We start from the raw sequence: 23163 nt of genomic DNA, 5'->3' as shown, positions 1-23163 counted from the left end.
AAATATCCTTTGAATCAAACCTTGAACTTGTCGCAGAGCGCTTGTGTCGCGCCACGGAAGACGCCGAGATCGCTGCCCACGGCGACAAAGCTCGCACCCATCTCCAGGTAGCGGCGCGCGTCGGCTTCGACCGGCGCAAGGATGCCGATGGCCTTGCCGGCGGCCTGCACCGTCTTGAAGATCTCGGCCATCGCGGCCTGCACCTCGGGGTGGTTGGCATTGCCCAGGTGGCCGTAGCCGGCAGCCAGGTCCGAGGGGCCGATGAAGACGCCATCGACACCGTCGACCGCCGCGATCTCGCCGACCGCGGCCACGCCGGCCGGGCTCTCGATCTGCACGATCACGCTGATCTGCTCGTTGATGCCCTGGAAGTAGCCAGGCACCGTGTTGTAGCGGTTGCTGCGCTGGGACACCGACACGCCGCGGATGCCTTGCGGCGGATAGCGGGTGGCCGACACGGCGCGACGGGCCTCATCGGCGCTTTCGACGAAGGGCACGAGGAAGTTGTAGAAACCGGCATCCAGCAGGCGCTTGATCTCGATGGGGTTGTTGCTGGACGGGCGCACCACCGGCGCGCTGACGCTGTCCTTCAGCGCCATCAGCTGGGGCACGAAGCTGACCACGTCGTTGGGCGAGTGCTCGCCGTCGAGCAGCAGCCAGTCGAAACCGGCCACGCCCAGCGCCTCGGTGCTGATCGGATTGGCCAGCGAGCACCAGCAGCCGATCAGGCGTTCGCGGGCCAGCAGGCGCTGGCGCAGGCTGTTGGGGAAGTTGCAGTAAGGCGTAGGCATAAGCGTCTTTCGGAAGGGCCGTCCATCAGTCGAGCTTGAGCCCGCTCTTGGCGACCACGGTGGCCCAGCTCTTGCGCTCACGCGCGAAGAAGCTGGTGAATTCGGTCGGCGACATCGTGTGCACTTCGGCGCCCTGCGAGGCCAGGCGGGCGCGCAGGTCCGGCGATCGGATGATGCGTATCAGCTCGGCCGAAAGCTTGGCCAGCGCGGCCGGCGGCATGCCGGCGGGCACCAGAATGCCCTGCCAGGTGCCCGATTCGAAGCCGGTCGCACCCTGCTCGGCCAGGGTCGGCACCTGGGGCAGCAGCGGCACGCGAGTGGCCTTGGAGACGCCCAGTACCTTGAGCTTGCCGGCCTGCACCGAGGGCAGGGTCGCCAGCATGCCGTTCATCAGCACCTGGGTCTGGCCGGCGATGGTGTCGCCAATCGCCTGGGAGCCGCCCTTGTAGGGGATGTACTCCCATTTCGCGCCGGTGATCTCGGCCACCGCCATGCCCGCCACATGGGGGGCGCTGCCGACGGCGGTGACCGCGAAATCCATCTTGCTGGTCTTGGACAGCGCCACCAGCTCCTTCAGATTGTTGGCCGGCACCGAGGGGTGGACCACCAGCATATGGGGCGAGTAAGCCAGCATCGCCGCCCCCTTCAGGTCCTTGCTGGGGTCGAAGCCCAGCTTGGTATAGACCGAGGGGCTGATCGCCAGCGCCGTCACATCGCACAGCAAGAGGGTGTGGCCGTCATTGGACTTGGCCACCGCGTCGGCGCCCAGATTGCCGCTGGCACCGGCGCGGTTCTCGACGATGACTGTCTGCTTCAGCGCCTCGCCCAGCGGCTGGCTGATCGCGCGGGCGATGATGTCCGAGGTGCCGCCGGGTGTGTAGGGCACGATGATGCGGACGGTGCGATTCGGCCATTCCTGGGCCTGGGCCAGGCCGGCGGCGAACAGGCTAGCCAGCAGGGCGAGGCGAAGAGATTTCTGGGTCATGCGGTTGTCTCCGGCGTGTCGGTTTGTTTGTCAATCAGCGCAGCAGGCAGGGCTTCTTCGGATCGAAGGCCCAGCCCGGGATCAGGTACTGCATCGCCATCGCGTCGTTGCGCGCCCCCAGCCCATGCTGCAGATAGAGGGCATGGGCACGCTCGACGGCGGCCATATCGAGCTGCACGCCCAGGCCCGGCGTGCTCGGCACCCGCACCTCGCCGCCCTGGATCTGCAGCGGCTGGAGGGTCAGGCCTTGCCCGTCCTGCCAGATCCAGTGGGTGTCGATCGCGGTCAGCCGGCCTGGTGCGGCGGCCGCCGCCTGGGTGAACATGGCCAGCGAGATGTCGAAATGGTTGTTCGAGTGCGAGCCCCAGATCAGGCCATGGTCGCGGCAGGTCTGGGCCACGCGCACCGCGCCGCTGAGGGTCCAGAAGTGCGGGTCGGCCAGCGGGATGTCGACCGCCTGCAAGGCAATCGCATGGGCCAGCTGGCGCCAGTCGGTGGCCACCATATTGGTGGCGGTCGGCAGGCCGGTGGCGCGGCGGAACTCGGCCATCACCTCGCGGCCCGAGAAACCGTCCTCGGCGCCGCAGGGGTCCTCGGCATAGGCCAGCACGCCGTGCAGATCGCGCAGCAGGCGCACGGCGTCCTTCAGCAGCCAGCCGCCGTTCGGATCCAGCGTGATGCGCGCCTCGGGAAAGCGGGCCTTCAGCGCTCGGATGGCCTCCACCTCGGCCGCGCCGGCCAGCACCCCGCCCTTGAGCTTGAAGTCGGCAAAGCCGTAGCGGGCCTGGGCCGCCTCGGCCTGGGCGACGATGGCCTCGGGCGTCAGCGCCACCTGGTGGCGCTGGTGCAGCCAGCCGCCGCCCGCATCCTCGCGCACATAGGGCAGATCGGTCTTGCCGGCATCGCCGACGAAGAACAGATAGCCCAGCATCGCCACCGAGTCGCGCTGCTTGCCCTCGCCCAGCAGCTCGCACAGCGGCACCTCCAGATGCTGGCCCAGCAGGTCCAGCAGCGCGCACTCGACGGCGGTCAGCACATGGATGGTGGTGCGCAGATCGAAGGTCTGCAGCCCGCGGCCGCCCGCATCGCGGTCGGCGAAGCGCTCGCGCACCTGGCCCAGCAGGGCCTGCCAGCGACCCAGCGGCTGGCCGATGGTCAGCGCCGCCGCCTCTTCCAAGGTCTGGCGGATAGATTCGCCGCCGGGCACCTCGGCCACGCCGGTGCGGCCGGCGCTGTCTTCCAGCAGCAGCAGATTGCGGGTGAAAAAGGGCGCATGGGCGCCGCTGAGGTTCAGCAGCATGCCGTCGCGGCCGGCCACCGGGATGACGCGGGCGCTTTTGACGAGAGGAGTCTTGTGGGCCATTGCTCAATCCGCCGTGATCTTGCCGGTCTCGATGACGGTCTTCCAGCGCGCGAACTCGCTCTTCTGGAAGGCGGCGGCCTGCTCCGGCGTGCTGGCCACGGTCTCGATGCCGACCTCGGCCTGCTTCTGCTTCAGCGCCGCATCGTTCAGCGCCGCGACCAGGGCCTGGTGGATCTGGCCACGCAGCGGCGCCGGCAGGCCGCGCGGCGCGGCAATGCCCTGCCAGGAATAGACATCGGCGCCCTTGATGCCGGCCTCGCTTAGGGTCTGCACCTGGGGCAACACGGCCGAGCGCTTGTCGCCGGTGACGGCCAGCGCGCGCAGCTTGCCGCTCTGGATGTGCTGCAGCACCGCGTTGACGTTCTGGAACGAGGCCTCGACCTGGCCGCCCAGCAGATCGGTGATGGCCGGCGCGCCGCCCTTGTAGGGAATGTGCGAGCCGGAGGTGCCAGTCTGCTGCCAGAACAGCTCGGCGGTCAGATGGTCCGAGGAGCCGTTGCCCGAGGACGCGAAGGTCATCGCGCCGGGCTTGGCCTTCAGCTGGGCGATCACATCGGCCATGCTCTTCAGCGGCGACGCCGCCGGCACGACCAGCACATTGGGCGCCTGCACCGCAACGGTCAGCAGGTCGAGGTCCTTCAGCGCGTCGTACTGCACGGCCTTCAGCAGGTGCGGCGCGATCACATAGGGACCCAGCGAGGCCACCAGCAAGGTGTAGCCATCGGGCGCGGCGCGCTTGACCATGGCCGAGCCGACGGTGCCGGTGGCACCGGGCTTGTTGTCGACGACGACGGTCTGGCCCCAGCGCTCCTGCAGCTTGGCGGCCACCGCGCGGGCCAGGGTGTCGGTGGAACCGCCGGGCGGGAACGGCACCAGCAGGGTCACGGACTTGTCCGGAAACGCAGTGGCCGCGCCCGCCAGGCCGGTGGCCAGCAGCAGGCCGGTGAGCCAGCGATGCAGGGTCGAGGGTGTTCTCATGTTTGTCTCCATGATCTAGTTGTACGTCATCATACAACTAGCCTCTGAAAATTGCATGCGCATTTGCCCGACACTGTCGTCCGGGCAACGGCCCGCCGCGTTGGAACGGCACAAATTGCAATCAGGGAGCGCAGCAATGAGACATGCAGGCAATGGCTGGGCGAGGCAAGCCGTCTTTTTCCTGTTGATGGCCGGCCTGGGCACGGCGGCCCAGGCCCAGGTCTGGAAATGCAAGCAGCGTGATGGCGGTGTGAGCTTTTCCGATGTGCCCTGCCCCGGCGCCGGCGAGCCGGTCGAGCAGCGCCGGCTGCAAAGCAATGTGGCCGACGCCCCGCGCCTGCCGCCGCCCGAGAACAAGCCCGCCGCCAGCGGCCCCGCCCAGCCCCCGGCCAATGATTGCCCCGGCGATCTGGAACTGCGCAATATGGAGACCCGCGCCAACTCGACCAGCCTGGGCGACCGCGAGCGCGCCTTCATGCAGGACGAGATCCGCCGGGTGCGCCAATGCCGCAAGGGCCAGGGGCGCTACAGCGCCGAGGACTGGGCGCTGAGCCGCCAGGCCCAGGAAGCGCAGAGCAGCTCGAACGCGGAGAAGGAGCGCCTGCGCGCCGAGGGCATGCACAGCGCGGCCGACCCGCTGGAAGGCGAGCGCATCGTCCGCCAGCGCGAGAGCGAGGCCCTGGCCGCACGCAATCAGGCGCGGATGGAGCGACGCCGGGCGCAGCAGCCACAGCCGCCCGTCACCCCGCCCTGCCCGGCCAAGCCGGGCTCCGGCCCGGCGGCGCCCTGTCGCTGAGCGGTCTCGCGACCATGACGAAGGTCAGTTCGCCCATGGCGAAGTCAGAATGCTCGACGGCATCACTCCTGAGAACAGGCGAGCAGACATGAGCAGCAATGACAAGCCGCAAGGCGGCCCGGCCACTTACTTTCCGTCGATCGAGAAGAAATACGGCCAGCCGATCACCCATTGGCTGAGCCTGGCCGAGGGCCTGAAGGGCATGAAGCACATGGAGATGGTCGCCTGGTTCAAGACCGAACACGGCCTGGGCCACGGCCATGCCAACGCCATCGTGGCCTACCAGCTGGCGCGCAAGTAGGCGACTACTCGCCGCCGGCCGCCGCCAGCGCCGCCCGCCTTCGGCGCTCGCGGCTGTTGGCCAGATGGGTGCGCATCGCCGCGCGGGCGGCCTCGGGGTCCTGGGCGCTGATCGCGTCGAGGATGTGCTGGTGCTCGGCATTGACGCGCGTCAGATAGGCCAGGCGCTCGGCCGGGGCCACGCTGTCCAGGCCCGGCAGGCGTGCGCGCGGAATGCTGGGCGCACCCAGCGTGCCCATCAGCTGCTCGAAGTGCGGATTGCCGGTGGCGCGGGCGATCTCCAGATGGAACTGGAAATCGGCCGCCACCGCATCGCGCCCGGCCTCGGCGGCGGCGGCAAACGCGGCCAGCGCCTCATGCATCGCGGCCAGCTGGGCCGCGCTGCGACGCTGCGCGGCCAGCGCCGCCGCCTCGGTCTCGACGCCGATGCGCAGCTCCAGTACCGCGACCACGTCGGTGAGCGTGCCCATCTGATCGGGGGCGATGCGAAACGCCGCGCCCTCGCCCAGGCCCAGCACAAAGGTGCCGATGCCGTGCCGCGTCTCGACCAGGCCGGCGGCCTGCAGCTTGGAGATGGCCTCGCGCACCACGGTACGGCTGACCTCGAACTCGGCCATGATGGCCGCCTCGGTGGGCAGCTTGTCGCCGGCGTTGAGCCGGCCCTCGCGGATGCGATCGCCCAGCGCCTCCACGAGGCCCAGGGCCAGGGTCTTGGGGCGCCGTCGGCCGGTGATGGCGTTCGGACTCAAGCGCGTCCGGCCTTGGCCGGCGGGTCGAGCGGGAACTGCGTGCACCCCAGCCGCGCCGAGATGTCGCGGCTGGCCCCTTGCAGCATCGCCACCACCTCGCCCTCCTTGGCCTCGTCGTAGCGGAAGGTCGGGAAGGAGACGCTCAAGCCCGCGATCGGCTGGTTCAGCCGGTCGAAGATGGGCACGCCCAGGCAGCGGATATGGTCGTCAAACTCCTCGCGGTCCTCGCCAAAGCCCTGGGCCTTGACGCGGTCCAGTTCGGCCTGGAAGGCGGCCGGCTCGACGATGGTCTTGTCGCGAAAGCGCTTGAACTCGGCGCCCTGCAGGATGCGCTCGCGGCGCTGCGGATGCTCCCAGGCCATCAGCACCTTGCCGATCGCGGTGCAGTGCAACGGTGCACGCCGGCCGACGCGCGAGTACATGCCCAGCATATGGCGCGAGTCGACCTTGTGGACGTAAATGATCTCGCTGTCGATCAGGGTGCCCAGGTGGACCGTCTCGCCGGTGGCGTCGGCCAGCATCTGCATATGGTGCTTGGCCAGATCGATCAGCTCCGGATACTGCAGCGCCTTGGTGCCCAGCTCGAAGGCCTTCATCGTCAGGCCGTAGCGCTCGCTGTCGGCCTCCTGGCGCACATAGCCCAGGGTCATCATGGTCTGCAGAAAACGGTAGACCGTGGCCTTGGGCATGGCCAGGCGCACCGACAGATCGGAGATGCCGGTCTCGCTGCGTTCGGACAAGGCCTGCAGGATGGCAAATACCTTGAGCACCGCCGCCACCGATTCGGGCTGCTGCTTGCCGTCGTTCAGATCGTCATCCATGCCGTGTTTCGCTTTGTTTGGTCTGGCGTTTCAATTGTGCTGGATTATCGCCGCGCCGGCCCCGGCACGAACCCGTGCCGCGACCGCCTCGACCGGATCCAGCGGCCCGTGCAGACGCGGCTGCCAGCCGACATCGCCCCCCAGCTCGGCCCCGGCGGCGCGCAGCGCGGCGCCCAGGTCCAGCGGCCGGCCGTTGTGCAGCGACTCGCGATCGCTGAAGACCTGGCCCTTCAGCACCCGGGCCAGCTGCGCCGCCGGGATCTCCGCCGGGGTTTCCCAGACATTGCGTTCGCTGACGATGCGCGAGCCCAGCCCTATGCCTATCGAGTAGCCATAGGGGTAGTCGCCGTCGCTGCGGGCCACAAACAGATTGTTGTAGAGATGGACCTGGCCGTAGCGCACCCGCGGCGTGCGCTCCATCAGCGCCTCCCAGAGGTTGTGATGCAGGCTCACGCGCAGCCGGCCGGCGTCGCCCGTGTGCCTGTCGCTGCCGCCGACCAGGCTGGTCTTGTCGTGGCGCGAGAAATGGTTCCAGGACACGGTCACGAGGTCGGACTGCTGGGTGATGTCCAGCAGCCCGTCATGGTGCTGCAGGGGCCGGCCCAGCGCGACGCGGGCCTGGCGGTCGGTGCGCGCCCCGTCGTCGAAGCTGCAATGGTCTATCCACACATGGCTGGCGCCGCGCAGCGCGACGGTGTCGTACTCCGAATTCCATTCGCCGGCCGCGCCGTCGAGCGGATCCCAGGCCGGGAAGAAGTCGTAGGCATCGGCGAACTGCAGGCCGCGCAGGATGATGTTGTCCACCTTGTCCAGCAGCAGCATGCCGTTGCTGAAGCCCGCGCCCGGCGCGGCGCCGACCAGGGTGGTGTTGACCGGGATGCGCAGCACGACGCGCTGGGCCTGGGTCCGCACCGAGCGCTGGCGCGCCTCCTCCAGCGGCCCCTCGGGCGGCTTGCGGCCCCAGACGGCCGGATCGTAGGCGCGCAGATAGGCTTCGAAGTCGAAACCCGGGTCGCGGTAATCCTCGTAGCCCAGCGGCCGGCCGGCGGCATCGCTGCTCAGATCGATGCGGGCCAGCAGGTAGATGATCTTGGGCCGGCTGCCGGCCGCCAGCGCGACCTCCAGCTCGGCACGGCTGCGCACCCGGTAGACATCGGCCGGTGCGGCCGCCGCGCCGCCGGTGGTGCCGCCCTCGGCGGCGGCCCAGCCTTCATCCAGCGCTGGGACTTCGCGCCCCCAGTCGCGCGGCGCGGCGCGGTTGCGGTATTCGGCCATGCGGTTCTGCGCGGCATCGAAGGGGCGGCGCGAGGTCGAGCGGGACCAGGGCGCCAGATGCGAGCCCAGCTCGCTGTCGCGTATCAGGGCCTGGCCGTTCGGCGAGATGCCGGCCTGCCAGGCGCCGTGCGCAACCCCATGGTCCCAGGCCCGGCCCAGCGAGATGCGCCCCGCGCCGACGCCGGGTTCGACCCGCAGCCGGCTGTCGATGATCAGGAAGCCATGGGCCTGCCCCGGCGGCGTGCTCGGCGCCAGCACATGGCCGCCCTCGCCCGGCGCGCGACGGCCGGCGCGGCTGAGGATCTCGCTGCGCGCGATCACCAGGCGGGCGTCGCCGAAGATGAAGTCCACATCGCCGGCGATCAGGCTGTCGCTGACATGGATGCGGCCGCTGCCCGCCGCATAAAAAGTGTCCTGATGGCCCAGCAGGCGCAGGCGCTGCAGCTGGATGCGGTCGCCCCGGGCCAGCAGCGCCACGGCCTGGGCACCGCCGGCCTCGCCGGCTCCGGCCGGATAGCCCTGGCCCAGGCGCACCGCGTCCATCGCATCGTTGGCAATGGTCAGATCGGCCAGCTGCAGATCGTCACCGAACAGCATCGCGCTGGCGCTGCCGGCCGTGCCATAGCTGGCGCTGTCCTGGTGGGGCGTGCAGGTGTTGATCGCCTGGCCGACCGGCTTGGGCTGGGCGTTGTAATGGCCGGCCACGATGACGGCACCCGGGTCGCCGTACAGCGTCAGCGGCGCCTTGTCGCGCAGACAGACCTGCTCGCGGTAGCTGCCGGGCTTGAGCCGGATGTAGTGGCGCCGCCCTTCGCGGGGCAAAGCGTCGAGCGCGGCCTGCAAGCTGCGGTGGGTGCCACTGCCGTCCGCAGCGACGATGAAGTCGGGCATCCAGGCCCTGGGGTCAAGCGGCTGTGGCTGCCAGCCTTGCAGCCAGTCCTTGACGCGCAGCCGTGCTGCCTGGGCCTCGTCGAGCTGGGGGCGCATCGGACCCTGAGCCTGCGCTGCGGCCCCCGCCACGGCCAGCAGCAAAGCAGCGAGCCGCCTCACAGATCGGCCAGGTAGAGCGCGGGCTCGCCCGGCTCCTTGTCGCAGCTGAACAGCACCTGCTTCTCATCGGGCGTGAAGCTCGGATGCGGATGGGTGACCTGGCGGCTGTCCTTGTAGACGTCCCAGCCGCTGTCGTGGCGGGCGATCGGTCGGGTCGTGCCGGCCTTCAGGTCGAACAGGTGCAGATAGGGGTCGCCGCTCAGCATCTCGTTGCTGGCGCTGGCATCGCCGCTGGCCTTGCCGCACCCATCGCCGACGATCAGCGTGCCGTCATGGTTGCTCATCAGGTGCGAGCACTGCGGCATCGCGGTCAGCACCCGGTTCTCCAGCGTGACCGGGTCGAGGCTGCAGATCCAGCGCTCGGGCGAGCTGTGGTCGTAGGACACATAGATCATCGCGCTGCCGTCCGGCACCCAGAACTCGTGGGTACAGCTCTCGCCCTCGCTGTGTTCCTTGCCGCAGCGACGGTTCGTGCCGTCCTCGTTGATGAACCACATGCGGGCATCGATCAGGTCATGCGGGCCCTCGTGGCAATAGGCCACCGTGTTGTCGTCGAAGGGACGGTACTGCGGGTGGCCCAGCCAGCCGCGCTGCTCCAGGATGATGCTGCGCTCGCCGGTCTTCAGGTCCACGCTGAAGAGCCGGCAGCGCGGCTGCTGATGGAACATCTCGTTGAACTTCTGCCAGGTGTTCAGTGGGAACCAGTCATCGGCATGGATCTCGATGCCGACCATCTTGGTGCAAGCGCTGTTGCTGACCCAGGTGCCGTAGCCGACCCAGCCCTGCGGCACCGTGTAGACCACCTGCTCGCTCAGATCGGCCAGGGCCAGGCGTATCAGCTGGCGCTCGGCGCGCACGAAATAGAGGTACTGGTCATCGGGCGACAGAAAGCCGCCAAAGGTGTTCTCGCCAGGCTGGTCGGTCAGCTGCGTGGCGACCTGTGATGGCAGGTCCAGCAACTGGTAGTTCCAGTGCTTGCCGGGACCGAATTCCCCGGCAAACAGCAGCTTGCTGCCATCGTTGCTGAAGCACTTCTGATAGAAATAATTGCGATGGCAGGTCACGTCCAACGGCGTGAGCCGGGTCACCCGGGCGCCGGTGTCAGGGTCCTGCTGGCTGACGAAGTTCAGCTGTCTTTCGGTGGCTTTCATCTCACTTGATCCGGTTGAGCAGGGCATTGCCCTCTTCGACGAGGCGACGTGCGGCCTCCTGGTCCGTGGTCTTGCCATAGGCGACGGTCTCGAAGACCTCGCGCATGAATTTGTGGAAGCGCGCATGCTCGAACAGCTTGGAGGGCATGGGCACCCGGCCGGCCTGGCGCTGGGCCTTGACCTGCTCGTGGGCAGCCAGCTCCAGCGCCGGCAGCTTGCCAGCCTTCAGCAGCAGCTCGAAGCTGTTGGCGGCTGCCGGCACGCCGCGGCTGCGGCCCAGGATCTCGGCGGCCTCGGGGTCGGTCAGCAGGAAGTTGACGAAGCGCGCGGCCAGCTCGGCCTGCTTGCTGTTTCGGCCCACCGCATACATCAGCGTGGGCCGGCCGAACATGCCGCTGTTGCCGGCGCCGGGCAGGGTCGGGAAGTCGCCCAGCACCAACTTTTGCTGCTTGTCCAAGGTGCTGGCGCGCAGCGCGATCACCGAGTCCCAGGTGTAGTTGCCGGCCCAGTTGCCGAGCACCCAGTCCTGCTGCTGCTCGGTGGGCTTCTCGGCGCCGCCCAGGCTGGCGCGCAGCGGCAGCGGCACGGCCACATGCTCGGTAATCAGGCGGCGGTAGGTCTGCACCCATTCCAGCGCGGCGGCCGGGCTCATCGCGACGCGCGGCTGGGCCGGATCGACATAGGGGGTGCCATGCTTTTGCTGCACATAGCTCTGCGCCAGCAGCATCATGTCGTAGAGCTCGCCGTCCAGCGGATAGGCCTTGTCGCCGTACCTGGCCTTGAAGACACGGCCGGCCGCGAACAACTCGTCCCAGGTCTTGGGCACCGGCAGACCGGCGCGCGCCAGCGCCGCCTCGTTCCACAGCAGCACGCGGGCGCTGTAGGACACCGGCAAGGCATTGAGCTTGCCGGCCACCCGGCCCAGTTCCAGATCGGTGGCGTCGAACTGATGCAGGGCCAGCTGCGAGCGGTAGGACTCCAGATCGGTGAAGCCATTGCCGCGCTTGGAGAACATGCCCAGCCAGGCCCAGTTGATCTGCATCACATCGGGCTCGGAGCGACCGGCGATCTGGGTCGTCAGGCGCTCCAGATAGCCGTTGAAACCCATGTACTCGGCCTTGATCTTCAGGCCGGGGTTGCGGCGCTCAAAGGCGGCAATCGCCTTCAGCGTGGCCTCATGCCGGCCCGCGCCGCCCCACCAGGAAAAACGCAGCACGGTGGTGTCCTGGGCCCAGGCCGGCAGGGACAGCACCAGCGCGGCCGCGATGACAAAGAGCATTCTTATCGTCATGTCAGAGCAGCAGGTTGGCGCCGCTGGCGGCGTCGAACAGATGGGCCTGGTTGAGCTGCAGCCAGAAGCCGTGGGCGGCGCCGCGCGTCTTCTCGCTCAAGGCTCCGAGCTGATCGGCCGGCACGCGGGCCGTCATCGGTACCGTGCCGATGTCGAAGTGCACGAACACCTCGCTGCCCATATGCTCCATGAAGCGCAGCGTGCTGGGCACCTCGACGCTGCCGGGCCGCGGCAGCGAGGACACATGCTCGGGCCGCAGGCCGAACTTGATGGCCGCACCTCGGCCCTTGAGCTTGTCCGCCTTGACCTCGGGCAGCGGCAAGACCTGGCCCCCGATGGCGATGGCCAGGCCGGCGCCCTGGCTCTGCAGGGTGGCATCGTGGATATTCATCTCGGGCGAGCCGATGAAGCTGGCGACAAAGGCATTGGCCGGGCGGTCGTACAGCGCGGTGGGCGTGTCGACCTGCTGGATCACGCCTTCCTTGAGCACGCAGATGCGCTCACCCATGGTCATCGCCTCGACCTGGTCATGGGTCACGTAGATGGTCGTGGCCGGCTGGCCCGCCTCCCGCAGGGTGCGGTGCAGCTCGGTCAGCCGCACCCGCATCGCGGCGCGCAGCTTGGCGTCCAGATTGGACAGCGGCTCGTCGAACAGAAAGACCTCGGGCTTCTTGACGATGGCCCGGCCCACCGCCACGCGCTGGGCCTGGCCGCCGCTGAGCTGCTTGGGGTAGCGGTCCAGCAGGTGCTCCATCTCCAGCAGCTGGGCGGCATGGCGCACGCGCTGGTCGAGCTCGGCCTTGGGCGTGCCGGCCAGTTTCAGGCCGAAGGCCAGGTTGTCGTAGACCTTCATATGCGGGTAGAGCGCATAGTTCTGGAACACCATCGCGATGCCGCGCTGCTTGGGTGCCAGCTCATTGACACGCTGCTCGCCAATCCTCAGCTCGCCGCCGCTGATGGTCTCCAGGCCGGCAATCATGCGCAGCAAGGTGCTCTTGGCGCAGCCCGAGGGGCCGACGAAGACCATGAACTCGCCATCGCGCACTTCCAGATCGACCCCGTGCACGGCCTTGAAGCCATTGGGGTAGACCTTCTCGATTTTCTTCAGGCTTAGCTGCGCCACTGTCGTCTCCGCATCATTTGTAGTTCTGTGTCAGCCCTTGACGCCACTCGAGGTGGCGCCTTCGATGAAGTGCTTCTGCGCCGCAAAAAACACCAGCACCGAGGGAATCAGCGCGACGACCGAGATCGCGATGACGTTGGCCCATTCGACCTCCTCGGTCGCGCCTATGCTCATCTTCAGCGCCAGCGAGACCGGGTACTTCTCGACCGAGGCCAGATAGATCAACGGGCCCATGAAGTCGTTCATGGTCCAGATGAACTGGAACACGATGACCGAGATGATGGCCGGCTTGAGCAGCGGCACGATGATGTGCCAGAGCAGCTGCCAGGCGTTGCAGCCGTCGATCTGGGCCGCCTCTTCCATATCGCGCGGAATGCCGCGCAGGAACTGCACCAGCAGGAAGACGAAGAAGGTGTCGGTGGCAAAGGCCGAGGGCACGATCAGCGGCAGATAGGAATCCAGCCAGCCGATCTCGCGGAACATCAGGTACTGCGGCAGGCGCAGCACGATCAGCGGCAGCATCATCGTGCCTATCATGATGGAGAACAGCAGTTTCTTGCCCCAGAACTCGAAGCGGGCAAAGGCATAGGCCACCAGCACGCAGGAGATCACGGTCACGATGATGCGGGGGATCGCGATCAGGAAGCTGTTCAGGAAGTAGGTCGCGAAGGTGTATTCGGTGCTGGTCTTCCAGCCCTTGGCATAGGCGCCGAAGTCCAGCCGGCTGGGCCAGAAGCCGGCCTCGGTGAAGATCTCGGCATTGCTCTTGAACGAGGCCCCGATCAGCCACAGCATCGGGTAGAGCATCACGAAGGCCACCACGATCAGCGCCACATAGCGCAGCCAGGGATTGCCGCGGTCGCGCGCCAAGGCCAGCGGCGCCGGGGCCAGCTTGCCGGCTCCGGGCAGGGGTTTGGCATCGGCGCGGCTCATCGCTTGCTCTCCTTCTCGCCGGAGTAGAAGACCCAGTACTTGGAGCTCCAGAACGACAGCGCCGCCAGACCGCCGACCAGGGCGAACAGCACCCAGGAGAGCGCCGCGCCATAGCCCAGATTGAAGAAGCGGAAGCTCTGGTCGTAGATATAGAGCGCCAGCACATAGGTCGAATGCAGCGGGCCGCCCTCGGTGATCGCGTAGGGGCCGTTGAACTCCTGGAAGGCGTGCACCATCTGCATGATCATGTTGAAGAAGATCACCGGCGTGATCAGTGGCACCGTGATCTTCCAGAACTGCTGGCTCTTGCTGGCGCCGTCGCATTCGGCGGCCTCGTACAGCGAGACCGAGACGTTCTGCAGCGCCGCCAGGAAGATCACCATGGCCGAGCCGAACTGCCAGGTGAACAGCAGCACGATGGTCCACATCGAGTAGTGCTCGTCGGCCAGCCAGGCGATCGGCTCGATGCCCAGCTTGATCAGCACCAGATTGACCAGGCCGTTCTTCGCGAAGATGAAGCGCCACAGCACCGCCACCGCGATCGAGCCGCCGAGGATGGAGGGGATGTAGAAGGCGGCGCGGAAGAAGTTGATGCCGCGCAGCTTGAAGTTCAGGACATGGGCGATGAACAGCGCGAAGCCCACGCGCAGCGGCACGGCCAGCAGCGCGAACAGCAGGGTCACGCCCAGCGATTTTCGAAACAGCGGATCGTCGCCGGCCAGCTCGCGGTAGTTCTGCAGCCCGACGAACTCAGGCGGGTCGATCAGATCGTACTGCGTGAAGCTGAGCGCGAAGCTCATCACGAAGGGGAAGAGCTTGAACAAGAGCACGCCCAGCACGAATGGCAGGACGAACAGCAAGCCCAGCTTTTTGTTCTCATACATGCACCGAGTCTCCGGCGGTAGGACAGCGCCCGGGCTCTGACGGCCCGGGTCGCGGCAGTGAGAAAGGAAGGCTTACCTTGCCAGCCAGCCGCCGTCGACGGCCACGGTGTAGCCGTTGACGTAATCGGACGCCTGCGAGGCCAGGAAGACCACCGGGCCGGCCAGATCATCCGGCACGCCCCAGCGCCCGGCTGGGATGCGCTCGAGGATGGCGGCATTGCGGCCCTCGTCGGCGCGCAGCGCGGCGGTGTTGTTGGTGGCCATATAGCCGGGCGCGATCGCGTTGACATTGATGCGCTGCGAGGCCCATTCATTGGCCATCAGCCGCGTGATGCCCATCACGCCGCTCTTGCTGGCCGTGTACGAGGGCACGCGCACGCCCCCCTGGTAGGACAGCATCGAGGCCACATTGATGATCTTGCCGCCGCTGCCCTGGGCGATGTACTGGCGCGCCACGGCCTGCGAGAAGAAGAACACCGTCTTCAGGTTCAGGTCGATGACATCGTCCCAGTCCTTCTCGCTGAACTTGATCGCATCCTCGCGGCGGATGATGCCGGCGTTGTTGACCAGGATGTCGACCCGTCCGCCAAAGCTTTTGGCCTCGCCGACCAGGCCTTCCAGACAGCTGATGTCGGACAGATTGGCGCGCAGATCGAGGAAGCGGCGACCCAGCGCCTGGACCTGCTCGCGGGTCTCGTCGGGTTCGGACACGTTGACGCCGACGATGTCGGCGCCGGCCTGGGCCAGCGCCCGGGCCATGCCCTGGCCCAGGCCGGTGTTGCAGCCGGTCACGATGGCGACGCGGCCTTGCAGATGGAAATTGTCCAGAATCATGTGCTGTCTCGCTGATTTCTGACGCGCTGAACAGGCGTCTCGGCATGCCCCTGGGGGCTCAATGGCCGCTAGCCTAACGCAGCTCGGGACTTTCCCGGAATTATGGTTTCTATTTAGTGAACCAATGTTTCATTTATTTGCGTCGGCGCTATAGTAGCTGCAAATCGATGTTTCAGACATCACACCGCGCCCGGGCTTTCGGGTGGAGACAGCGGAGCCAAGAGATGAGCAGCAGTTACTTCGACAACGACGCCACGCCCTGGACCGAGCTGGGCGAGGGCATACGGCGCAAGATCGTCGGCCACACGCCGGAGCTGATGTCGGTGCTGGTGCAGTTCGACCGCGGCGCGATCGGCACCCCGCACGCCCACGACGCCCATGACCAGATCGCCTATGTGATCGCCGGTTCGTTCGAGGCCGAGGTGGCCGGGGTCAAGCGCATCCTGAAAGTCGGCGACGCTTTCGTCGCGCCCCGCCTGCATACCCACGGCGTGGTGGCTCTTGAAGCCGGCAGCACCCTGCTGGACCAGTTCTCCCCCCGCCGCGAGGACTACCTCTAAGTCGCTCGAGGTCCAGCGGTCGCCGCACTGCAGCGCGCGGCCGCCCCGTCAAGAGGCGCCCTGCGCGCGCCGCTGTCATCCCATCTCAGACCGAGCTACGGGCACAGAACCCGCAGCGGTCGGTGAATGCCAAGCCGTGCCCTGCTCGCATCGGGCGAGCCTGCGCCAAAAATCAATAGGAGACTAGACCATGCAAACCCGCCACAGGCTCAAGCAGCCGCGACTGTCCAAACTGGCCGCCTGCCTCTTGGGCTCCACCAGCCTGCTTGCCGCAGCGCAGAGCGCCGCGCCCGCTGCCCAGCCGCAGGCGATGGAGACCGTGGTCGTCACCGGCTTGCGCGCCTCGCTGGAGAGTGCCTTGCGTGCCAAGCGCGATGACAAGGGCATCGTCGATGTCATCAAGGCCGAGGACATCGCCAAGTTCCCCGACACCAATCTGGCCGAGTCGCTGCAGCGCGTGCCCGGCGTCGTGATCGATCGCGATGCCGGCGAGGGCCGCAGCATCACGGTGCGCGGCCTGGGCGCCGACTTCACCCGCGTGCGCATCAACGGCATCGAGGCGCTGGCCACTACCGGCGGCACCGACAGCTCGGGCGGCGCCAACCGCTCGCGCGGTTTCGACTTCAACGTCTTCGCCTCCGAACTCTTCAACAGCATCACGGTACGCAAGAGCGCCTCGGCCGATGTCGACGAGGGCTCGCTGGGCGCGACCGTGGATCTGCAGGCGGCGCGCCCCTTCGACTTCAAGCCCGGCTTCACCGCGACCGGCTCGGCCCAGGGTCGCTACAACGATATGTCCGGCAAGACCACGCCGCGCGTCGCGGGCCTGCTGTCCTACACCGACGAGAGCCGTCGCTTCGGCCTGCTGATGTCGGTCGCCTACTCCGAGCGCAAGGTGCTGGAAGAAGGCTTCTCGACGGTGCGCTGGGCCAACGGTGTCAGCAGCCAGGGCCTGTTCGCCGCAGCCGGCTCCGACGCCGCCGCCTTGGCCGCGTCCAACAATGCCGCCAACTTCCACCCACGCCTGCCCCGCTACGGCCGGCTGACGCACGACCAGGACCGCCTCGGCGTCACCAGCTCGATGCAGTTCCGCCCGGGCGAGAACACGCTGGTGTCCGCCGACATCATGTATGCCAAGCTGGAAGCGACGCGCCAGGAAGACTTCCTGCAAGCCATCTCCTTCAGCCGCACCGGCACCAACGGCAAGCCCCAGACCAGCGTGCTGGAGGCCAAGTACGACGCCTCGGGAGAACTCGTGCGCGGCGTCTACAACGGGGTGGACATTCGCTCCGAATCTCGTTTCGACCGCCTGTTCACCGAGTATGTGCAGCCGACCCTGAGCGTCGATCACGACTTCAGCGACACGCTGCGCATGAGCGTCAAGATGGGCCAGAGCAAGAGCCGCTTCCGCAACCCGGTGCAGACCACCACCACGCTGGACGCCAACAACGTCAATGGCTACACCATCGACTTCAGCGGCAACGATCGCCTGCCGTCTATCACCTATCCGATCTCCGTCACCTCGCTGACACCCGGCGGCCTGGGTTTTGTCACCGCCGCTGCGGGCGCGGCCACGGTGCCCGGCACCTTGGTCAGCAGCGAGATACGCATCCGTCCGCTCGGCGCCACCAACCGCAGCGACAACGGCCAGGTCGACCTGAGCTGGGATCTGGTGCCCGACCGCTACACCGCCAAGGCAGGCATCAGCTACAAGCGCTTCTCCTTCGACACCTTCGAGTTCCGTCGTTCCAACGAGGCGGTCATGTACGCGCCGCCCGCCGGTGTCAGCGCCAGCAGCCTGACCACCATGCTGACCGGCTTCGGCAAGGAGCTGGGCCTGCCCGCCGGCGTGCCGACCGCCTGGCTGATCCCCAACCTCAGTGCCATCTCCGCGGCCTACGACATCTATTGCAACTGCCTGAAGAGCGGACCGGCCGGCGGCCCCGGCGACTTCCGCCTGACATCGATCACCAACGGCAGCGCGCGCGGCAACAACTTTGGCGCCACCGAGAAGGACGAGGGTGCCTACCTGATGATGGAGTTCAATGAGAAGGTCTCGAGCTTCCCGGTGCGTGGCAATGTCGGGGTCCGCTATGTGCGCACCGCGCAGACCGCGTCCGGCTACGACTCCGTGGGCGGCGGCACCCCGACCCAGGAATCGCAGAACTACAGCGATGTGCTGCCCTCGCTGAACCTGGCCGTCAACCTGTCCCGTGACGTGATATTGCGTGCGGCGGCGGCCAAGGTCATGGCCCGCCCTCGGCTGAATGACCTGAACCCCGGCATGTCGCTGAACACGGCCAACCAGACCATCACGGCGGGCAACCCCGGCCTCAAGCCCTACCGCGCCAAGACCCTGGACATCAACGGCGAGTGGTACTTCAGCCGTGACGGCTTCCTGGGCCTGGGCCTGTTCTACAAGGACATCGACACCTATATCCAGAGCCTGCGAGGCAGCGTCCGCTACGGCGATACCGGCCTCCCTATCGCCTCGCTGCCCAACTCGCAATCGGCCGACACGGTCTACGCGATCACCACGCCGATCAATACCCAGGGCGGATCGCTGCAGGGCGTGGAGCTGAACTGGCAGCAGCCCTTCAGCTTCCTGCCCGGCATCTGGCGCAACACCGGGATGCAGTTCAACTACACCTACGTCAAGTCGGATGTCACCTATCGCGACAGCGGGGCCAACAACGCCACCATCGTCGACGACCTGATCGGACTGTCACCGCGCTCGGGCAACCTGTCGCTGTACTACGACGACGGCCGCTTCAGCGCCCGCGTCTCCACGTCCTACCGATCCGCCTTCCTGACCCGGGTCCCCGGTCAGAACAACAACGATGTGGAAGGCACCAATGCCGCGGTGAACGTGGACCTCTCGCTCAACTACAAATGGGATGACCGCCTCACACTGACCTTCGAGGGCACCAATCTGAACAACCGGGCGAAGGACCAGTTCGTCAGCCGGGCCCGCAACAGTCCGGTGGTCTACAACATCACCGGCCGCGAGTTCCTGCTGGGCGCTCGCTACAAGTTCTGAGCCAGTGCCAAAACCGGGCCAGGCCCGGTTTTTTTTCGTCCCTGTTCAGGAGCGATAGACGATGAAGAGAACCGCCCTCGTCGGCTTGGCGATGTGCTGGCTGGCATCGATGGCCCAGGCCGACGGCCGCCTGATCCTGGTCGGCGACTCGACGATGGCGCCGCGCAGCGGCTATGGCGACGCGCTGTGCGCCCGCTTCAAACCCGGGCTGCGGTGCCTGAACCTGGCGCGCGGCGGCCGCAGCTCCGGCTCCTTCCGCGCCGAAGGCCTGTGGGAGCAGGTGCTGGCACTGCTGCGCGAGCCGGAGGGCCGGCCCAGCCATGTGCTGATCCAGTTCGGCCACAACGACCAGCCCGGCAAGCCCGGCCGCTCCACCGATCTGGTGCATGACTTTCCCGCCAACCTGGCCCGCTATGTCGACGAGGTGCGCGCCGCCGGCGCCACGCCCATGCTGCTGACCCCGCTGACCCGGCGCAGCTTTCGCGGCCCCTGGCTGCACGACGACCTCGCGCCCTGGGCCGCCGCCACCCGACGCGTGGCCGCCGACAAGCAGGTCGCGCTGCTGGACCTGCACGGACTGAGCCGCGCCGCGGTCCAGGCCATGGGCGAGGCCGAGGCCGACACGCTGGCGATGGCGGCCAAGCCAGCGCCCGGTGCGCCCATCCACCCGGCGACCACAGCCGAGCGCGCCGGCGCCGCCAATCCCGTGTTCGACCGCACCCATCTGGGCGACAAGGGGGCGCGGCTCTTCGCATCCCTGGTCGCCCGGCAGCTGCAAGACCTGAGCCCCGAGCTGGGCGCGCAGCTGCTGCCCTGAGTTCTTCCCCACAACAAGCCGCTCGACGGCATCGGAGACAAAGCGCATGAGACCTCTTCTTCTGCAAAGCCTGCTGGCCTGTCTGCTAGCACCCGGCGCCGCCCTGGCCCAGACCACCGTGACCGCGCTGCTCGACGGCCAGCCCAGCCTGCTCGGCTGGAACCAGGGCTACCAGAGCGGCGCCGGCAGCCATATCGCCACACTCAGCGACAGCGAGCTGGAATACCTCAGCGCCGACTACGCGCTGGCCATCGATCTGTTCAGCGACGGCCTGATCCGCCTCTACGACAACAGCGGCAGCGGCAGCATGGCCGGCGCGACGCTGAGCCTGGACTTCGCCGGCCTGGGCGCCGCGATCACCGGCATCGCGCTGCAGGACATCAGCCAGCTCGGCGGCGGCACGGTCAGCGCCACGCTGCTGAGCCCCAGCAGCGTCAGCATCAGCTTTGGCGCGCTGAGCTTCACCAGCGATGCCTTTCCCAGCTTCGAGCTGCAGCTGAGTCTGGCCCCGGTGCCGGAGCCGGCCAGCATCGCGCTGCTGGCGACCGGTCTGGCCGGCCTGGTCGGGCTGGCCGCACTGCGTCGCCGTCAGGGAGGCCAGGCATGAGCAAGAAGCACTGTCTCGCCCTGCTGCCACTGCTATCCCTGTTCTCGTCGCTGCAGGCCGGCGCGGTTGACATGGCCCAGCAAGCCGCGCCCGCGGACGGCTGGGGCGCCGGCACCGTGGGCGGCGCTGCCGCAACGCCCGAGCGCATCTACACGGTCAGCAGCCGCGCCGAGCTGCTGGCCGCGCTGGCCAATGGCGGCAATCTGGCCAAGATCATCAAGGTGGCCGGCACCATAGACATGAGCGAGGGCCGGCCCTTCACCAGCGCTGCGGATCAGAAGGCCCGCGCCCGCATCAAGCTGCCCAGCCACACCACCCTGGTCGGCGAGGGGCCGGGGGCCGGCTTTGTCAACGGCCATATCGACATCAGCGGCGTCAGCCAGGTGATCGTGCGCAATCTGCACATCGTCGCGCCCTGCGATATGGCGCCCGTCTGGGATCCGAGCGACGGCGCCCTGGGCAACTGGAACTCGGCCTATGACGCGATCGCGATCACGACGGCCACCCAGATCTGGATCGACCACAACACCATCACCGACGCACCGCTGACCGACGATCAGCTGCCCATCGAGAACGGCAAGCTCAGGCAATGCCACGACGGCGCCATCGACATCACCAAGGGCGCCGACCTGGTCACGGTGTCCTACAACCTCATCAGCCAGCACGACAAGACCATGCTGATCGGCGGCTCCGACAGCCAGACCAGCGATGCCGGCAAGCTGCGCGTGACGATCGCCAACAATGTGTTCAGCGGCGTCAGCCAGCGCGTGCCGCGCGTGCGCTTCGGCCAGGTCCATCTGTTCAACAACGTCTTCACCGGCAGCAAGAGCGCCAGCCCCTACGCCCACAGCTACAGCGTCGGCATCGGCAAGGCCGCCCAGGTGCTGTCGCACGGCAATGCCTTCGCGATCGAGGGTGCGGCCGGCTGCGACGCGCTGGTCAGCCATCCCAGCGCCGACCGCAGCGGCGGCTTCAAGGACAGCGGCTCCACGCTCAACAACGCGGCGCTGGGCGCCTGCAGCGTGGCCGGCGCGCCGGTCGCCTGGACCCCGCCCTATGCCTACAAGCCGCGGCCCGCGGTCCTCGCCAAGGCCAATGCGCTGGCCCAGGCCGGCGCCGGCAAGCTGACGACCCAGATCAGCGGCTCGGGCAATGTCGACGACGTGGCCGGCACCAAGGTCCCGGCAGCCCAGGAGACCGGCGTGCCCACCGACACCCGGCTCGCGCTGGCCTTCGATGCGCCGCCGCTGATCGGCAGCAGCGGCCTGATCCAGGTCCGCCGCGCCAGCGACGATGCGCTGGTCGACAGCCTGGACCTCTCCACCGCCCCCTCGGCCAGCGACACCCAGACCCTGCTGGCGCGGACCAATCTGGAGATCGATGCGCTGGGCCTGGGTGCGATGCCCGAGAACCCGGCGCTGGCCCGCTGGGTCTGGTACCGGCCGGTCAGCGTGCAGGGCAGCAAGGCCCTGGTCAAGCTGCGCAGCGGCAAGCTGGACTTCAACACCGCCTACTACGTGACGATGGACGCCGCCGTGCTGAGCGGCACGATCAAGGGCACGCCCTTTGCCGGCATCGCCAAGGCCGATGGCTGGCGCTTCACGACCCGCGCCGCGCCAAGCAGCTACACCCAGGTCCGCGTCGACGACGGCGGCAGCGCGGCCGACTTCCGCACGCTGCAGGGCGCGCTGAACTGGGTCATGAAGCACTGCGCCACCGGCAGCCCGGCCGACTACGGCTGCAACACCGTGGCCACGCCCAAGACCATAGAGATCGCCAACGGCCACTATCCTGAATTGGCCGTGTTGCGGCGTGTCCACAACCTGAGCCTGGTCGGCGAGAGCCGCGAAGGCGTGGTGGTGGGCGAGGCCAATTTCGAGTCGCTCAACGCCGGCAGCGGCGCCAGCACTGCGACGCCCGGCACGGCGCTGTCCAGCGCCGGCCGCACGGCCGGCCACCGCGTGCTGGGCGGCGGACGCTCGGTGCTGCTGGTCGAGAGCGCCGACCTGCTGAGCCTGCTCAACTTCACGCTGAAGAACCCGCACGAGCGGAGCACGCTCTACGACAACCAGGCCGAGGCCCTGTACTTCAACACCAGCACGACGGCCGCGGCCGGCCGCCTGGTCGCCAAGCAGATGAACTTCATCAGCCAGCAGGACACCTTGCAGCTCAAGGGCTACAACTGGATCTACCAGTCCCTGGTCGAGGGCAATGTGGACTTCATCTGGGGCGGTGCGATGGCCAGCCTGTTCGAGGACAGCGAGATCCGCTCGGTGGCCGACCCCGCCAGCAACTCGCCCGGCTACATCCTGCAGGCCCGCGCCACCGCCGGTGACAAGGGCTTTGTGTTCCTGAACAGCCGCCTCACCGCCGGCCCCGGTGTCACACAAGCCTATCTGGCCCGCAGCGGCGGCACCGCATCGAGCGCCTATGTCGACAACATCGCCTTCGTCAACAGCCGCATCGGCGCCCACATCCTGCCGATCGGCTGGTGCGTCGGCAGCGGCAGCAGCAAGACCGGTCAGGGCACAGGCGGCTGCGGCAGCAACCCACCCCCCTGGGCCGGCGGCAGCGATGGCGGCGCGAGCGACACCGCGGGCTGGCGCGAGATCGGCAGCCTGGACCTGGGCGGTGCGCCGCTGGACCTGAGCGCCAGGCTGGGCAGCGCGACCGTCAAGCTCGGCGGCACCGACAAGACGGTGCTGCTGGCCAAGCAGCTGGGCAGCGACGCGGGCCTGAGCAGCCGCGCCGAGATCTTCCACAGCTCGACCATCGCGACGGGCGCGCCAGGGGGGTGGGCGCCGCTGCCCTGAGA

20 protein-coding genes are annotated in these 23163 nt (G+C 67.8%); 7 read left to right on the top strand and 13 right to left on the bottom strand.

Translation table 11 applies throughout. The features are described from left to right. Window positions 1–14: 14 nt before the first annotated feature. The 4 genes from garL to ABGI63_RS09740 are packed head-to-tail and all read right to left on the bottom strand — an operon-like array spanning window position 15 to window position 4117. Complete coding sequence (garL, locus tag ABGI63_RS09755) at window positions 15–791, bottom strand: 2-dehydro-3-deoxyglucarate aldolase (protein WP_349742234.1); 777 nt, start codon at window positions 789–791, stop codon at window positions 15–17. Window positions 792–816: 25 nt separating this feature from the next. Beyond that, window positions 817–1776, bottom strand: coding sequence for a Bug family tripartite tricarboxylate transporter substrate binding protein (locus ABGI63_RS09750; RefSeq protein WP_349742233.1), 960 nt, complete (start codon window positions 1774–1776; stop codon window positions 817–819). A gap of 34 nt (window positions 1777–1810) precedes the next feature. Then, entirely contained in the window at window positions 1811–3139 is a 1329-nt protein-coding gene (locus tag ABGI63_RS09745; RefSeq protein ID WP_349742232.1) for an enolase C-terminal domain-like protein, read from the bottom strand. 3 nt (window positions 3140–3142) lie between these two features. Next, window positions 3143–4117: a Bug family tripartite tricarboxylate transporter substrate binding protein gene (locus tag ABGI63_RS09740; protein ID WP_349742231.1), complete on the bottom strand. Its 975-nt coding sequence runs from the start codon at window positions 4115–4117 to the stop codon at window positions 3143–3145. Window positions 4118–4253: 136 nt separating this feature from the next. Here ABGI63_RS09740 and ABGI63_RS09735 point away from each other — a divergent pair, with 136 nt between their 5' ends. Both ABGI63_RS09735 and ABGI63_RS09730 read left to right on the top strand, forming a co-directional pair. Next, window positions 4254–4913, top strand: coding sequence for a DUF4124 domain-containing protein (locus ABGI63_RS09735; RefSeq protein ID WP_349742230.1), 660 nt, complete (start codon window positions 4254–4256; stop codon window positions 4911–4913). Between the two features lie 88 nt (window positions 4914–5001). After that, on the top strand, window positions 5002–5214 hold the full coding sequence (locus ABGI63_RS09730; protein ID WP_349742229.1) for a DUF4287 domain-containing protein: 213 nt from the start codon (window positions 5002–5004) through the stop codon (window positions 5212–5214). A 4-nt stretch (window positions 5215–5218) separates the two neighbouring features. Here the strand turns inward: ABGI63_RS09730 and ABGI63_RS09725 are convergent, their stop codons facing one another. The 9 genes from ABGI63_RS09725 to kduD form a co-directional block, all read right to left on the bottom strand. Then, complete coding sequence (locus ABGI63_RS09725) at window positions 5219–5962, bottom strand: FadR/GntR family transcriptional regulator (protein ID WP_349742228.1); 744 nt, start codon at window positions 5960–5962, stop codon at window positions 5219–5221. After that, entirely contained in the window at window positions 5959–6783 is an 825-nt protein-coding gene (kdgR, locus tag ABGI63_RS09720) for a DNA-binding transcriptional regulator KdgR (protein ID WP_272647671.1), read from the bottom strand. The genes ABGI63_RS09725 and kdgR overlap by 4 nt, the downstream gene beginning before the upstream one ends. Window positions 6784–6813: 30 nt before the next feature. Next, a complete protein-coding gene (locus tag ABGI63_RS09715) occupies window positions 6814–9108 on the bottom strand; it encodes a pectinesterase family protein (protein ID WP_349742227.1) in 2295 nt (764 codons plus the stop codon). Continuing rightward, window positions 9105–10259, bottom strand: a complete 1155-nt coding sequence (locus ABGI63_RS09710) for an oligogalacturonate lyase family protein (protein ID WP_349742226.1) — start codon at window positions 10257–10259, stop codon at window positions 9105–9107. Before ABGI63_RS09710 ends, ABGI63_RS09715 begins: the two co-directional genes overlap by 4 nt. 1 nt (window position 10260) lies before the next feature. Then, complete coding sequence (locus tag ABGI63_RS09705; RefSeq protein ID WP_349742225.1) at window positions 10261–11550, bottom strand: ABC transporter substrate-binding protein; 1290 nt, start codon at window positions 11548–11550, stop codon at window positions 10261–10263. A 1-nt stretch (window position 11551) separates the two neighbouring features. Further along, window positions 11552–12673, bottom strand: a complete 1122-nt coding sequence (locus tag ABGI63_RS09700; RefSeq protein ID WP_349742224.1) for an ABC transporter ATP-binding protein — start codon at window positions 12671–12673, stop codon at window positions 11552–11554. Between the two features lie 30 nt (window positions 12674–12703). Continuing rightward, entirely contained in the window at window positions 12704–13606 is a 903-nt protein-coding gene (locus ABGI63_RS09695; RefSeq protein WP_349742223.1) for a carbohydrate ABC transporter permease, read from the bottom strand. Next, on the bottom strand, window positions 13603–14490 hold the full coding sequence (locus tag ABGI63_RS09690) for a carbohydrate ABC transporter permease (RefSeq protein ID WP_137940982.1): 888 nt from the start codon (window positions 14488–14490) through the stop codon (window positions 13603–13605). The genes ABGI63_RS09695 and ABGI63_RS09690 overlap by 4 nt, the downstream gene beginning before the upstream one ends. 72 nt (window positions 14491–14562) lie before the next feature. Then, on the bottom strand, window positions 14563–15324 hold the full coding sequence (kduD, locus tag ABGI63_RS09685) for a 2-dehydro-3-deoxy-D-gluconate 5-dehydrogenase KduD (RefSeq protein ID WP_349742222.1): 762 nt from the start codon (window positions 15322–15324) through the stop codon (window positions 14563–14565). Between the two features lie 224 nt (window positions 15325–15548). Between kduD and ABGI63_RS09680 the strand changes: the two genes are divergently transcribed. The 5 genes from ABGI63_RS09680 to ABGI63_RS09660 all read left to right on the top strand — a co-directional run bounded on the left by ABGI63_RS09680 (window position 15549) and on the right by ABGI63_RS09660 (window position 23161). Further along, a complete protein-coding gene (locus tag ABGI63_RS09680; protein ID WP_349742221.1) occupies window positions 15549–15884 on the top strand; it encodes a cupin domain-containing protein in 336 nt (111 codons plus the stop codon). 190 nt (window positions 15885–16074) lie between these two features. Beyond that, on the top strand, window positions 16075–18924 hold the full coding sequence (locus ABGI63_RS09675; protein WP_349742220.1) for a TonB-dependent receptor: 2850 nt from the start codon (window positions 16075–16077) through the stop codon (window positions 18922–18924). A 61-nt stretch (window positions 18925–18985) separates the two neighbouring features. Then, window positions 18986–19741 carry a rhamnogalacturonan acetylesterase gene (locus ABGI63_RS09670; protein WP_349742219.1) on the top strand — a complete coding sequence of 252 codons (756 nt, stop codon included), beginning with the start codon at window positions 18986–18988 and terminating at the stop codon, window positions 19739–19741. Between the two features lie 46 nt (window positions 19742–19787). Continuing rightward, entirely contained in the window at window positions 19788–20348 is a 561-nt protein-coding gene (locus ABGI63_RS09665; RefSeq protein ID WP_349742218.1) for a PEP-CTERM sorting domain-containing protein, read from the top strand. Beyond that, window positions 20345–23161, top strand: coding sequence for a pectate lyase family protein (locus ABGI63_RS09660; protein ID WP_349742217.1), 2817 nt, complete (start codon window positions 20345–20347; stop codon window positions 23159–23161). The genes ABGI63_RS09665 and ABGI63_RS09660 overlap by 4 nt, the downstream gene beginning before the upstream one ends. The last annotated feature ends 2 nt before the right edge of the window (window positions 23162–23163 follow it).

The sequence above is a fragment of the Roseateles cavernae genome (genome assembly GCF_040187885.1).
GTDB classification, from domain to species: domain Bacteria; phylum Pseudomonadota; class Gammaproteobacteria; order Burkholderiales; family Burkholderiaceae_C; genus Roseateles_E; species Roseateles_E cavernae.
The sequence above is the reverse complement of the archived record's forward strand: the minus strand, read 5'-3'. Positions and strand labels throughout refer to the sequence as shown.